The sequence below is a fragment of the Schaalia radingae genome, from assembly GCF_900106055.1.
Classification (GTDB): domain Bacteria; phylum Actinomycetota; class Actinomycetes; order Actinomycetales; family Actinomycetaceae; genus Pauljensenia; species Pauljensenia radingae_A.
The window spans coordinates 1,206,830-1,219,807 of the sequence record NZ_LT629792.1; the positions used below are offsets into that span (position 1 = coordinate 1,206,830).

Annotated in this window: 13 protein-coding genes; 8 read left to right on the forward strand and 5 right to left on the reverse strand. The window is 60.0% G+C overall.

Going from position 1 to position 12,978, the window contains the following annotated elements:
• Positions 1 to 81 precede the first annotated feature (81 nt).
• Positions 82 to 333 (forward strand): preprotein translocase subunit SecG, encoded by a 252-nt coding sequence (gene secG, locus BLT69_RS05335; protein ID WP_058236672.1) that lies wholly within the window; start codon positions 82 to 84, stop codon positions 331 to 333.
• 111 nt (positions 334 to 444) lie between these two features.
• Here secG and pgl read toward each other — a convergent pair whose 3' ends face one another.
• From pgl to tkt, 4 genes are all read right to left on the reverse strand, one after another.
• Positions 445 to 1,194 (reverse strand): 6-phosphogluconolactonase, encoded by a 750-nt coding sequence (gene pgl, locus BLT69_RS05340; protein ID WP_070727158.1) that lies wholly within the window; start codon positions 1,192 to 1,194, stop codon positions 445 to 447.
• Positions 1,191 to 2,141, reverse strand: a complete 951-nt coding sequence (locus BLT69_RS05345; RefSeq protein WP_092648574.1) for a glucose-6-phosphate dehydrogenase assembly protein OpcA — start codon at positions 2,139 to 2,141, stop codon at positions 1,191 to 1,193. The genes pgl and BLT69_RS05345 overlap by 4 nt, the downstream gene beginning before the upstream one ends.
• Positions 2,138 to 3,676, reverse strand: coding sequence for a glucose-6-phosphate dehydrogenase (zwf, locus tag BLT69_RS05350; RefSeq protein WP_257590420.1), 1,539 nt, complete (start codon positions 3,674 to 3,676; stop codon positions 2,138 to 2,140). Before zwf ends, BLT69_RS05345 begins: the two co-directional genes overlap by 4 nt.
• A 147-nt stretch (positions 3,677 to 3,823) precedes the next feature.
• Entirely contained in the window at positions 3,824 to 5,905 is a 2,082-nt protein-coding gene (tkt, locus tag BLT69_RS05355) for a transketolase (RefSeq protein WP_092648575.1), read from the reverse strand.
• A 150-nt stretch (positions 5,906 to 6,055) separates the two neighbouring features.
• Between tkt and xerD the strand changes: the two genes are divergently transcribed.
• Genes xerD through cmk form a run of 7 tightly spaced genes read left to right on the forward strand, consistent with a single transcriptional unit; the run spans position 6,056 to position 11,931 of the window.
• Complete coding sequence (gene xerD, locus BLT69_RS05360; protein WP_257590421.1) at positions 6,056 to 6,991, forward strand: site-specific tyrosine recombinase XerD; 936 nt, start codon at positions 6,056 to 6,058, stop codon at positions 6,989 to 6,991.
• 27 nt (positions 6,992 to 7,018) lie between these two features.
• Complete coding sequence (locus tag BLT69_RS05365; RefSeq protein WP_193600039.1) at positions 7,019 to 7,891, forward strand: ParA family protein; 873 nt, start codon at positions 7,019 to 7,021, stop codon at positions 7,889 to 7,891.
• Positions 7,875 to 8,696: a segregation and condensation protein A gene (locus BLT69_RS05370; protein WP_371935805.1), complete on the forward strand. Its 822-nt coding sequence runs from the start codon at positions 7,875 to 7,877 to the stop codon at positions 8,694 to 8,696. Before BLT69_RS05365 ends, BLT69_RS05370 begins: the two co-directional genes overlap by 17 nt.
• Entirely contained in the window at positions 8,693 to 9,274 is a 582-nt protein-coding gene (scpB, locus tag BLT69_RS05375; protein ID WP_058236676.1) for an SMC-Scp complex subunit ScpB, read from the forward strand. Before BLT69_RS05370 ends, scpB begins: the two co-directional genes overlap by 4 nt.
• Positions 9,271 to 10,020 (forward strand): pseudouridine synthase, encoded by a 750-nt coding sequence (locus tag BLT69_RS05380; protein ID WP_092648578.1) that lies wholly within the window; start codon positions 9,271 to 9,273, stop codon positions 10,018 to 10,020. Before scpB ends, BLT69_RS05380 begins: the two co-directional genes overlap by 4 nt.
• The gene (locus BLT69_RS05385; RefSeq protein ID WP_092648579.1) at positions 10,020 to 11,162 is read left to right on the forward strand and encodes a prephenate dehydrogenase; all 1,143 of its coding nucleotides are present in this window, start codon (positions 10,020 to 10,022) and stop codon (positions 11,160 to 11,162) included. The genes BLT69_RS05380 and BLT69_RS05385 overlap by 1 nt, the downstream gene beginning before the upstream one ends.
• A 10-nt stretch (positions 11,163 to 11,172) precedes the next feature.
• Complete coding sequence (gene cmk / locus BLT69_RS05390) at positions 11,173 to 11,931, forward strand: (d)CMP kinase (protein WP_092648580.1); 759 nt, start codon at positions 11,173 to 11,175, stop codon at positions 11,929 to 11,931.
• Here cmk and rarD read toward each other — a convergent pair.
• Positions 11,883 to 12,869: an EamA family transporter RarD gene (gene rarD, locus BLT69_RS05395; protein ID WP_092648581.1), complete on the reverse strand. Its 987-nt coding sequence runs from the start codon at positions 12,867 to 12,869 to the stop codon at positions 11,883 to 11,885. The genes cmk and rarD overlap by 49 nt on opposite strands.
• Positions 12,870 to 12,978: the final 109 nt, after the last annotated feature.

The window sequence follows — 12,978 nt, forward strand, 5'->3', positions numbered from 1 at the left end:
CGCCGCGTGCCCAACTGGTGTTGGACGGCCTTATACCACTACACTGCCTACTGTTATCCCCAGCATGTGAATGGAAAACCAGTGACTGCTCTGAAAATAATCCTTGTCGTACTGACCGTTTTGGCCAGCATCCTGCTTGTATTGACAGTGCTGATGCACAAAGGGCGCGGCGGCGGCCTGTCAGATATGTTCGGCGGCGGCATTTCCACTACTGCGGGATCATCAGGCGTGGCAGAACGTAACCTGAATCGCATTACCTTGGCAATTCTGATCGTGTGGGTGGTGTGCATCGTAGCCTACGCGCTCCTGACCAAGATCACGGTCGCCAGCTAAGATACGGCCTTACGCTCAAGCTTTCGGTAATCGCACGTGAGACGTGAACGTCCCACGTGCGATTTCTCTATTGACTGTGCGCGCAGTGGGCTGAGACCACGACCCGGTGATTCAGCGAACTTCCAGGCCGCGCGCCGAATCCGTATCAAGCCAGAACGTGGTTCGATCGCGTGGAAGACCGGCAATCGGTCGATCCTGCTCATGCGCGCCCAACACCAGTGCCTCCGCCAGTGCGTCAGCCTTCGAATCACCGGGCGCGACAACCCAGATATCACGGGCACTGGCAATAGTCGACATCGGCAGCGACAGCCTCAACGGCGGCATTTTCGGTGAATCGCGCACTACCAGAACAGGCGCGCCATCAGCTTCGTGCGCGCGGCCCGGGAAGAGGGAGGCAATGTGCCCATCCGGTCCCATCCCGATCAGCGCAAAGTCAAGCACCCCGTCACCGATATCTGAGCGCCACAGATCTGCATAGTCCTCAGCCGCCTGATCGAGTCCCTGACCGCGGTCGGAGGGCATGGGGCGCAGCTGAATGCCGGGCAGTTGCGCGAACAGCGCGGATACGGCCTGCTGGTCATTACGCTCGGAGTGGGTGGCCTGAACGAAGCGTTCATCGACCCACCACACTCGAATATGCGACCAGTCGGCATCGAGGTCGTCCTCGTCAGCGATGATCGAAGCGAGATCGGCGAGAACGTCGTGCACGACGCCGCCTGCGATAGCCCACTGGAAGGGACGGTCAGCGCTGTGTTCACGCGCGTCCTGCACGAGGATTGGCAACAATTCGCGCGCAACAGCGCTGGCCAGATTCTTACGGTCAGAAGCGGTGACGATACGGGGCAGGGGAGAAGAAGTCATGACTGGTCCTTGCAATCGCGACGAACGTCGTGCAGGAAATTGCCGATCACGTGCTGATACATGAGGTCAGGATCTAAGCGTCTGAGTTCTTCCATCACGCAGTCCTGAATACTGCGCCGCGGAAGATTAACCGCGACAGGATCAAGACCCGAACGCTTGACATGCGCGACAGACGAGCCGGCAGGGCGCGTTAACGAGGCTTCCTCGGCATCATCAAACGTGAAGTGCACACCCGTAATGGTTTGAGCTGTCGGATCAGTGTCGACGCGTGCAGGAATACCCGTCACATCGGCAAGCCACGCTGCCACTAGATACGACGACGGATGAGTGTGGTGGCCGCGAACGGTCACAGCGGTGGGTACCGACTTGAACCCCTCGACCATTGTGGCGATCAGTGCGCGCCACAACGTGACGCCGGACCACGCCAAGTCAGTGTCCCCAGGGGTGTACACCTCGGACAGGCGCAACAGTGTATCGATGGGCGTATCGGTCTCCCGTGAATCCGAAATGCGACGCACGGCCAGTCGCCCCAGCGGATGCTCGGCAGGATTTTCAGGCGGTATGCTGGGCCAGAATGTCACCACCGGCGTATCGGCCAGTAACAGCGGCATAACCAGGGTATCCAGATCCTGACCAGCGTCGCCGCGAGGCTCCAGGACGATGACTTCAGACGGCCCCTCGTCCTTGCCCATGCGAATCTGTGCATTGACCCGCGGGGAGCTGGAGCGTTCTGCCTGCACCGGCTCCACCACCACGATGACGCGGCAGGGATGCTCGTGAGAAGCAGCCTGCGAAATTTCAATCGCATGGTCAACGTCGATCCGGTCGTCAACCACGACGATCAGCGTCAACACGCGGCCCAGCGCCGAAGCCCCCTGTTCCTGACGAATCTGCAGAAGCTGCGAGGCGATATCGAGGGCTGATGTGTCGTTGAGGGTGATAATCACGGCAACCTCCAAGCGCGGCTGGAGCGGGCCAGCATCTGGTGAGCTGATTCAGGTCCCCATGTTCCGGGACGATACTGGTCGGGAGGGCCCTGCTGTGCCCAGAAATCCAGCACCGGATCGAGGATTTTCCACGAGGCCTCAACCTCATCCTGATCGGGGAACAGTGGCGCGGAGCCGACCAGCGCATCAAGGATGAGGCGCTCGTAGGCTTCCGGGGAATCCTCAGTGAACGCATGGCCGTAGCCAAAATCCATCGTCACGTCGCGCACTTGCATCTCTGTTGCGGGAACCTTCGCACCGAAACGAATCGTCATTCCCTCATCGGGCTGGATACGGATGACGAGGACGTTGTGCCCGGTTTCTCCCATCTCAAAGTGCTGGAACGGGACGTGCGAGGCACGTTTGAAGACAACTGCAATCTCCGTGACACGTTTGCCCAGGCGTTTGCCGGTTCGCAGATAGAACGGAACACCGGCCCACCGGCGCGTATCCACGTGCAATGTCAATGCGGCATATGTTTCGGTGTGCGAATCGGCGGGAATATTGTCCTCGTCGAGATACCCCTTGACAAATTGACCGGCTTGCCAACCTGACTGGTATTGACCGCGTGCTGTTGAGGTCGCCAGATCCTCGGGAAGACGAATAGCGGACAGGACCTTCAGCTTTTCAGCCCTGAGCGCCTCAGGTGACAAATTGATGGGCTCCTCCATCGCGGTGAGCGCCACGAGCTGGAGCAGATGGTTCTGGATGACGTCCCGCGCCGCGCCGATACCGTCGTAATAGCCGGCGCGAGTACCGATGCCGATATCCTCCGCCATCGTGATCTGCACGTGATCCACATAATGCGCATTCCACAGTGGTTCGAACATCGTGTTGGCGAAACGCATCGCCAAAATGTTCTGAACGGTTTCCTTGCCCAAATAGTGGTCGATACGGAACACGTCCTGCTCATCGAAGACGCGCGAGACGGAGTCCGACAGTTCGCGGGCAGATTCAAGGTCGTGACCGAACGGCTTCTCGATGATCACCCGGCGCCACTCACTATCCTGACGCTCGTTCAGACCGGTATTCGCCAGGTGCTGACAGACAACCGGGAACCACTTTGGGGGAATGGACAAGTAGAAAGCGTGATTGCCGCCGGTGCCGCGCGATTCATCGAGTTCACGCACCGTCTGCGCCAACTCCTCGTATGCGTCAGTGTCGTCGAATGAGCCGGACACGAAGCGCAAGCCGGATGCAAAATGCTTCCACGTTCCCTCGTCGAACCCTGTCCGAGAGTGCTGCTCAATAGAGGTGCGCACGAAATCTTCAAAATCCTCACGATCCCACTCACGTCTGCCGAATCCGGTCAGCGCGAACGCAGGGTTGAGGAGGCCGCGGTGTGCCAGGTCGTAGATAGCGGGCAGCAACTTCGTGCGCGCCAGATCGCCGGTAATGCCGAAAACGACCAGGCCGCAAGGAGGCGCAATTCGGGGCAGCCTCCGATCCATGGAGCTTCGTATCTGCATCGTCGCGTCATCCGATGAAGGGTCCATGCACACTCCTCAATCGATCATGTGTCAGGTCACCATCGTATCGAGATCGCCGTGATTCAGCTTGTCATGCCCACGACGTGATCGACGCGGGGCGTCGGCCATGTGCCGTCACCCCGCGCCGATACCTCATGTCAGCACAAATCAGTATTACTTGGCTGCAGCATCCAGTGATTCGTGAGCAGCGCTCACCACTGCCTCAGCAGTGAAGCCGAACTCCTCGAACAGACGGGCGCCATCAGCTGACTCACCGAAGTGCTCGATGCACACGGCTCGGCCTGCGTCGCCGATCCAGCGGTGCCACGGCATCGCAATGCCAGCCTCGACGGAGACGCGGGCACGCACACTGTTGGGCAGGACCGATTCCTTGTAATCCTCGTCCTGCTCGTCGAACCATTCCATGCAGGGAACCGACACGACGCGCACGCTACGACCTTCTTCGCGCAACGTGGCAGCAGCGTCAAGGGCGATCGACACCTCAGAACCCGATGCCAGGAGGATGACATCCGGATCGCCGTCACAGCTCAGCACATAGGCGCCGCGATCCAGGCCCTCCGCAGCGGCCAGGCCGGCCTCGTCGCCGCGGGCAGGGTTTGGCAGACCCTGACGCGACAAGATCAGCGCGGCGGGGTGCTGACGTTCCAGGATCGATTTCCATGCCTGAGCCGTTTCTGCAGCATCCGCCGGGCGCACAACCGCGAGGTTCGGGATCGCGCGGCAGGCTGCCAGATGCTCGATGGGCTGGTGCGTCGGGCCGTCTTCGCCCACACCGATCGAATCGTGGGTCCACACGTAGGTCACGGGCAGATCCATGATGGACGCCAGGCGCACCGCACCGCGCATGAAATCCGAAAAGACGAAGAATGTCGCACCGTACACCCGGGTGAGGTGATCGGCGGCAATACCGTTCATCACGGCACCCATGCCGAACTCGCGTACACCGAAGTGCAGGTTACGGCCAAACGGGTTGCCCGGGAACTTCTCAGAGGAGCGATCCTCGGGAAGGAATGACGGGTAGCCGTCCATGTAGGTGTTGTTCGATCCAGCCAGATCAGCGGAACCGCCCCACAGTTCAGGCAAAACGTCCTTGATGGCATTGAGTACCTGACCGGAGGCTGCGCGGGTGGCCAGTGCTTTGCCTTCTTCGAACACGGGCAGGGCTGATTCCCACCCATCCGGAAGACCGCCCGCCAGGACACGGTCCAGCATCGCTGCGCGTTCAGGCTGGGCCTCACGCCACGCGTTGAAACGCTCATCCCACTGCTCACGTGCCTCACGTGCGCGCTTCGCGGTGGCTTCCCGCACTGCGTTGACAGCTTCTTCATCGGCGGCAAACATCGCCTCTGGATCAAAGCCGAGCGCCTCCTTCAGGCCGCGCAGCGCTTCATCCCCCAGCTTGGATCCGTGGATCCCGCCGGTGTTCTGCTTCTTCGGAGTCGGCCAGCCGATGATGGTCCGCAGCGCAATGATGGAGGGACGGTCGGTGACCTTCTCAGCTTCATTCAGTGCATGATCCAGGGCCTGGATGTCCTCGACGTAGGAGCCGTCATCCTTGAGCCAGTCAACGCGCTGGACATGCCAGCCGTAGGATTCGTAGCGCGCCAGAACGTCCTCGTTAAACGCGATATTCGTGTCGTCTTCAATCGAGATGTGGTTGTCATCGTAAATAACCGTCAGGTTGCCCAGACGCTGCGTTCCGGCCAATGAGGCGGCCTCAGACTGGACGCCTTCCTGCATGCAACCGTCACCGGCAATGACGTACACGTTGTGATCGAAGACGGATTCACCCATCGGTGTTTCCGGATCATACAGGCCGTGGCTGCGGCGAGCCGACATGGCGAAACCGACGGCCGCACCGATGCCGGTACCCAGCGGTCCAGTGGTCACTTCCACGCCCCTGGTGTGCTTGAATTCGGGGTGACCGGGCGTCTTTGACTTAAACGTGCGCAGTGACTTCAGATCCTCCAGTTCCAAGTCCATACCAGCCAGATACAGCTGCACATACTGTGTCAGCGATGAATGGCCTGCTGACAGGACGAAACGGTCGCGGCCCAGCCAATGCTCATCAGTTGGGTCAAACTTCATATGGCGCTGGTAGAGCAGATATGCGGCAGGTGTCAGCGAAATAGCGGTGCCTGGGTGGCCATTGCCCACTTTCTCCACGGCATCGGCTGCTAGCACGCGGGCAGTCGCAACTGCTCGATCATCGATTGAGTCCCACTTCAATGTCACAACATCCTCCAGAATTTCTGCGCCCCAACGTTGAGCGACGCAGGTCAGAACAACACTGATATTGGCTGCAGGATTAGTCTACGTGAATACTGCGACCCCTGACGAGGACTTTCAGCCGCGCACCTGGGCCTGATCGTCTAGCATTCACACGTGGACGCTTTGGACAGTATTGCCGAGGAGTGGCTGAGCTACCTGCAGGTGGAAAAAGGCGCATCGGTGCACACGGTGACGAATTATCGCCGGGACATCGAGGGCTATATTCAGGCCTTGCATCAACGTGGGGTCACGGATCTGAAGGCGGTCACCCCCGACAACGTCGCAGATTATCTGTCCACCCTGTCCCATCCTCACGGTAAAACGGCACCGAAGGCTCCCTCGTCAATTGCGCGCGCACTGGCAGCGATTCGAGGGTTTCATCGTTTCGCGATCCGTGAAAAATACGGTGCGGTCGACCCGACGCAGGATGTGCACTCACCGAGAATGGGGGAGCGCCTGCCCAAAGCCCTCAGTATTGACGAGGTGACACGCCTGCTGGATATGGCGGCGCGCGACGACTCGGCGCGCGGCATTCGAGACCATGCGCTGCTCGAAGTCCTCTACGCCACCGGGGCACGCGTGTCAGAGGCTTTGGCAATGGCTGTCGATGACATCGACCTGGATGAGGAACTACCGGTCGTGCGTCTGTTCGGCAAGGGACGTAAGGAACGTCTGGTGCCGGTGGGACACGCTGCACGTCAGGCAGTGGGCAATTATCTGGTGCGTGCTCGCCCGGAGCTTGCCTCCCGAGGACGAGGCGATTCGCATTTGTTCCTGAATTTACGAGGGCGACCCATGTCGCGCCAATCGGCGTGGGAATCGATTCAACGGGTAGCCTGTGAGGCCGGCCTGGAATCGAAAGTATCGCCCCACACTCTGCGTCATTCCTTTGCCACGCATCTGCTGGAGGGTGGAGCGAGCGTGCGTGACGTGCAGGAACTGCTCGGACATGCCAGCGTTCAGACCACGCAGATCTATACCCGGTTGACGGCGACGACGCTGCGTGAAGTGTACCGATCCGCTCATCCACGTGCCCAGCTGCGCAACTGACGCGGCACAATGAACTAGGCTAAGAGCGTGACTCATGATGATCAACCTGCATTGGTAACGGATTTGGGTGGCACCACCAACGAGGAAGAAGATTTCCCTGTTCCTGAGCCGCTCAAAGGGCACGGCCCTGCACGCATTATTGCCATGTGCAACCAGAAGGGCGGCGTCGGCAAGACCACGACGACCATCAACCTGGGTGCCGCGCTTGCTGAATACGGCAGGCGTGTGCTGATCGTCGACTTTGATCCGCAAGGTGCCGCATCGGTGGGTCTGGGCATCAATGCCCTGGAACTGGACCAGACGATTTACACGCTGCTGATGGCGTCCAAACCGGATGCACATACGGCGATCGTGCCCACGGCGGTGGACAATCTTGACGTCCTGCCGGCGAATATCGACCTGTCTGCTGCGGAAGTCCAACTGGTCAACGAAGTGGCGCGCGAATCCGCTCTTGCACGTGTGCTGCGTTCGGTGGCTGATGAATACGACGTCATCCTCATTGACTGCCAGCCGTCACTGGGCCTGCTGACCGTGAACGCGTTGAGCGCTTCCCACGGCGTGATCGTGCCGGTAGAGGCTGAGTTTTTTGCCCTGCGAGGTGTGGCGCTACTGGTCGAGACCATTGAGACGGTGCGTGACCGGATCAACCCGCGGCTGAACATTGACGGAATCGTGGCCACGATGGTCGATACTCGCACGCTGCACACGCGTGAGGTTCTGGAGCGGCTCAGTGAAGCATTCGGTGACCTGGTGTTTTCGACCAGGATCCGTCGCACGGTGAAATTCCCTGACGCGTCGGTGGCGACTGAACCGATCACCACGTATGCACCAACGCATCCTGGAGCGCAAGCGTACCGCCGCCTGGCTCGAGAAGTGGTTGCTCGTGGTGGCGTCGCCTGAGATCATTGACGAAGGGACCATCGATCAATTTCGAGTCACACTGGACGTATTCGAAGGTCCCTTTGATCTGCTGCTGCAGCTGATTTCACGCAAGCGCCTCGACATTACCGAGGTCGCCTTGGCAGAAGTGACCGACGAGTTCATCGCTCACATGAGCGCATTCCCGGACCTGTCACGCACCACGGAATTCCTCGTCGTGGCGGCCACGCTGCTTAACATGAAGGCGGCACACCTTCTCCCGCGTGACGTCGATGAAACAGATGTCGACCTGGAAGATCTGGAAGCACGCGACCTGCTGTTTTCGCGCCTGCTGCAATACCGGGCATTCAAAATGGCCGCCGGTAGCATCGCTTCACGACTGGGAGATTTCGACGGGTCATACGCCCGGGACGTCGCACTGGAACCGCATTTCGCTGCACTGCTGCCTGAACTGGTGTGGACCATTAGTGCCGAAGATCTTGCGCGCCTAGCGGCCGATGCGCTCAGCAACCGCCCACCTGCTGTGCAGATCGCCCACCTGCACGACCCGGTGATCCCGGTCGCCACGCAGGTTCCGATCCTCATGAATAAACTGCGCGCCCAGCCGGTGATGACGTTCCACGCGCTCATCGCAGATGCTGAGAGCACAGCTGTCGTGGTGTCGCGGTTTCTGGCGGTCCTGGAACTTTTCCGCCGCACTATTATTGAGTTTGATCAGGCCGAAGCACTGGGCGAACTGACGGTGAAATGGAACGGAACCACATTGGACGAGGTGCCGATCGATGACTACGAGGGGGAGACGCCCTCGTCAATGGAGGAACAATGAGTGAGCCGTCCGACGCGCTGTACTGCGCACTGGAAGCGATCTTGATGGTCGCCGACGCACCCGTCAGTGCCGCTCAACTCGCTGATGCGTTAGACACTGATGAAGATGATGTGACCACCGCGCTGGAACACCTCGCCCACGAGTATGCGGGCCGAATCCCCGGCACGAGGGCGCGTGGATTCGAACTGCGCCACGCCGCTGGAGGGTGGCGCATCTATTCCTCATCTCAGTGGGCATCCATGGTGGGCCGCTTCATCGTCGGCTCCGAATCATCCAAACTCAGTCAGGCCGCATTGGAAACACTGGCGGTGGTGGCATACCGCCAGCCGGTGACGCGGGCGCGAATCTCACACATTCGAGGCGTGAATGTTGACTCGGTTGTGCGTACGCTGGTGGCACGCGGGTTGATTGAAGAAGTGGGGCTGGCGCCGTCAGGTGCCCGAATGTACGGGACAACTGACATGTTCCTGGAGCGCATGGGGATGAACTCTCTGGACGAGCTGGTGCCCTTGGCACCCTACCTGCCCGAAAGCGACGAGCTTGACGAATTGGCTCATGACATGGAGGAGACACTGTGAGAAACGATCCACACGTACAAGGTGGAATTCGGCTGCAAAAGGTCTTGTCTCAAGCAGGAATCGCCTCGCGGCGCGCTGCCGAAGAGCTGATCCGCGAGGGACGCGTGAGCGTGGACGGCCATGTAGTAACTGCGATGGGCACGCGTGTCGACCCCGGCCATCAGGTTATCCACGTAGACGGCGATCTGGTGATCACAGACGAGTCGAAACACATCGTCATGGCGCTGAACAAGCCGGTCGGCATGGTCTCAACGATGGATGACCCTGAGGGGCGTCCCTGTCTGACCGACATCATTGGAGACTACCCGGAGCGCCTCTATCACGTCGGACGCCTGGACATTGATACGTCAGGACTGTTGCTGTTGACCAATGACGGTGAGTTGGCCAACCGTTTGACACATCCGAGCTATGAGGTGCCCAAGACATACGTGGCGCGCGTCCACGGTGAGGTCAAGCCTCAGGTGTGCAAGCAGCTGCTCAAGGGAATTGAACTCGAAGACGGTCCGATTGCCGTTGACGGTTTCAGGGTTGTTGAAACCTTCGGCGACATCACGGCTGTTGAGATCCGCGTGCACGAGGGGCGCAACCGTCTGGTGCGTCGACTCATGGATGCGGTCGGCTTCCCAGTGCGCGAACTGGTACGCACCGAGTTCGGCCCTATTCGCCTCGAGCGCCTGCAACCAGGCACGACGCGCCGCGTGAAGGGGAACATGCTCGTCGGCCTGTACTCCTGCGTAGGCCTGTAATGGCAGGCGCAGTCGGGACGCATGGCCCAGTTCTGATTATTGGATCTGGTCTGTTGGGCGCCTCCCTCGGCCTCGCGTTGAGCAGGGGAGGGATCGACGTATTTCTCAGCGATGCATCTCCCACCTCTGAGCAGCTTGCCGTTGACATGGGAGCGGGCCGAGCCCTGCAGACGGTGAGGACCGTCGAGCCGCTCCTTGTCGTCGTGGCGACCCCACCTGACGTGGCAGGGGAGTGCGTGGTGCGCGCTTTGCAGGACTACCCTGAAGCCGTTGTCACGGACGTGGCGTCCGTTAAGAGCGCTGTGCAGCAGGAGGTCCTGGAGCTGGCCACATCCACAGGTGATGCCACGTTGGCAGCGCGATACGTTGGTTCGCACCCGATGGCAGGTCGTGAACGCTCCGGCGCGGGGGCGGCAGATCCCGACCTGTTTATCGGCAGGCCCTGGGTGGTGGTCGCGCACGAGGCCTCATCGAACAAGGCGATCGTCGCGGTCCGCACGTTGGCGACGGATGTTGGGGCGGTTGTTGTGCAGCTGGATGCTTCCACCCATGATCATGCAGTTGCTCTGGTGTCTCATGTGCCGCAATTGGTGTCCTCGCTGCTTGCCGCGCGCTTGGCGGACGCGCCCAGTGAAGCATTGTCCCTAGCTGGCCAGGGATTGCGTGATACGACCAGGATTGCAGCGTCGGACCCTCGGTTGTGGACCGTCATCCTGGCTGGCAACGCTGGTCCAATCACGCAGGTTTTGGATGCACTCAGTGACGATTTAAACGCCCTTCGCGAGCATCTGCATCGCGCCGCCCAAGGCGGTCCGCTGACGGGTGGATCGGTCGGTGCGGTAAACCGCGTCATGGAAGCAGGCAACCGTGGAGTCGAACGTATTCCGGGCAAGCACGGTGGCGTTCCTGTCCATTTCGCCGAGGTTGAGGTTCTGGTGCCAGATGAGCCTGGCGAGCTTGGGCACCTGTTTACGGAACTGGGGTCGATCGGCGTGAACATTGAAGACTTCACGGTTGACCATGCTGCCCGCCAGCGGGTTGGTGTGGCTCGCATCATGGTGGATCCGACGCGTGCGCGTGAGGCGGAGGTCGAGTTGGTTAAACGCGGATGGCGCATTATTGCGCATGCGAGTACAGAGTAGGAGCAGTGTGATGGGCGACCAGGACGCACCAGTTGTTACAGATTTCGATGCAGCGTTGCGTGAGGGAATTGAACGTGTCGGCGTCACGGTTGCCATCGACGGCAGCGCAGGGTCTGGAAAATCAACTGTCTCCAGACGCGTGGCGTCGCGCGTGGGCATCGGATACCTCGACACGGGTGCGATGTATCGTGCGCTCACGTGGTTCGCCCTGGAATCTGGGGTGGACCTGGCTGACCATCACGCAGTCACGGCTGCAGCAGACCAAATGCCGCTTCGTATGGACTCTGATCCACAGGATCCCCACTTCTTCATGGGGGAACGGGAGATTACCCTCGATATCCGCACGCCCCGGATCTCTGGCGTGGTGTCCCAGGTGGCAACCAATATGGAAGTGCGTCACTGGATGGCGCGTGAGCAGCGCCGCCGCATGATGGAAGCACGCGCAAACGGTCACGGTATGGTCGCTGAAGGCCGTGACATCACAACGGTGGTGTGCCCGGATGCCGATGTCAGGGTGCTGCTGAGTGCCGACCCCGAAGCACGGCTGCGCAGGCGGACACTGGAACTGTATGGTCGTGTGGATGCCGAGGCTTTGGAAGCAACGCGTGCACAGGTCCAGGGGCGCGACGCCGCGGATTCAACAGTGTCGGAGTTCATGACACCGGCGGCCGGTGTGACGCCGATCGACACCTCTGATCTGACAATTGATCAAGTGGTCGATCAGTTGGTGGAGTTGATCGACCGGGATGTGCGATCGCGCCTGAAGTGACGGGAACGCGGCGACTTTCTGCGGCGACGTTTGATCCATGGACGAGCTGGGAAGGCACGCCAGCGTTCACGGTGCACAATTGCCAACAGGCCGTCCACACCCAACAGGCCAACAGCGGTGTAGATTCCGATATACAAGATGATTTCGCCAGGACTGATGCGCTCTCCAGCTGCCATAGCGAGCAGGGAGACCAGGACGGGTTCGACGTAGGTCATCAACCCGAACACACTGTACGGCAGCATCCGCGCAGACAATGCGTACACGATCATGGCGACCACTGAGACAGCGCCGATCAGCAGAATGATCCAGATCAGTCGGGGATTTTCTCGTGGGACATTGACGCCACCGCGTGCCAGTGCGAACCATAGTGCCAGTGGAGAGGCGAGGATCATTTCCCACGTGAGCGCGGAGACACCCTCGGTATGGAAATACTTATGAACCATGAAGTACAGGGGGTATCCCAGAGCGACGATGAGAGCGACCCACCCGAGCTGCCCTGTCGAGGCGACCTGATAGATGACGGCGCATCCGGCCAGTACAGCCGCAAGAGCCGAGAGGGGACTCATGCGTTCCTTGTACACGAAACGCCCCGCCAACACCATAACGACCGGCATGAGGAAGTATCCCAGTGCCAGTTCAAGCGTCCTGCCCATTTGTGGTGCCCACCCAAAAAGCAGCATTTGCACTGCCAGCATGGGCGCGCAAAAGGCGTAGCTGAGCAGTCGGGATGGATTTTCCCGTACGGTCTGTATTTCACGAACGAGGGAGCGTCCGCGACCGGTCACGATGAAAGTGAGGATGATTCCGGGTACTGTCAGCATGATGCGCCAGCCCCACAACTGTGTGCCGCTCAATGGCGGCGTAAATTTGGCAATATACGTGAAAGCGGCGAACGTGACGGATGCCAATAAGGACACACCGATGCCAACCTTGTTCATGCCAGTGGACTCCTCAAGCCAAGACGCGCGACCATTCCCGCTATGGAGTCTAGGGACAACAGCGGCGAATTGGCAGGGCGCGCGTCGACATGTGATGTACAGATCGTTT

What these genes read in the sequence shown, in the direction of transcription:
- scpB (WP_058236676.1), top strand. Translation starts at nt 8,693, where the DNA reads ATGAGTGAGCCGTCCGACGCGCTGTACTGCGCACTGGAAGCGATCTTG.
- zwf (WP_257590420.1), bottom strand. Translation starts at nt 3,676, where the DNA reads ATGGACCCTTCATCGGATGACGCGACGATGCAGATACGAAGCTCCATG.
- rarD (WP_092648581.1), bottom strand. Translation starts at nt 12,869, where the DNA reads ATGAACAAGGTTGGCATCGGTGTGTCCTTATTGGCATCCGTCACGTTC.
- pgl (WP_070727158.1), bottom strand. Translation starts at nt 1,194, where the DNA reads ATGACTTCTTCTCCCCTGCCCCGTATCGTCACCGCTTCTGACCGTAAG.
- BLT69_RS05385 (WP_092648579.1), top strand. Translation starts at nt 10,020, where the DNA reads ATGGCAGGCGCAGTCGGGACGCATGGCCCAGTTCTGATTATTGGATCT.
- cmk (WP_092648580.1), top strand. Translation starts at nt 11,173, where the DNA reads ATGGGCGACCAGGACGCACCAGTTGTTACAGATTTCGATGCAGCGTTG.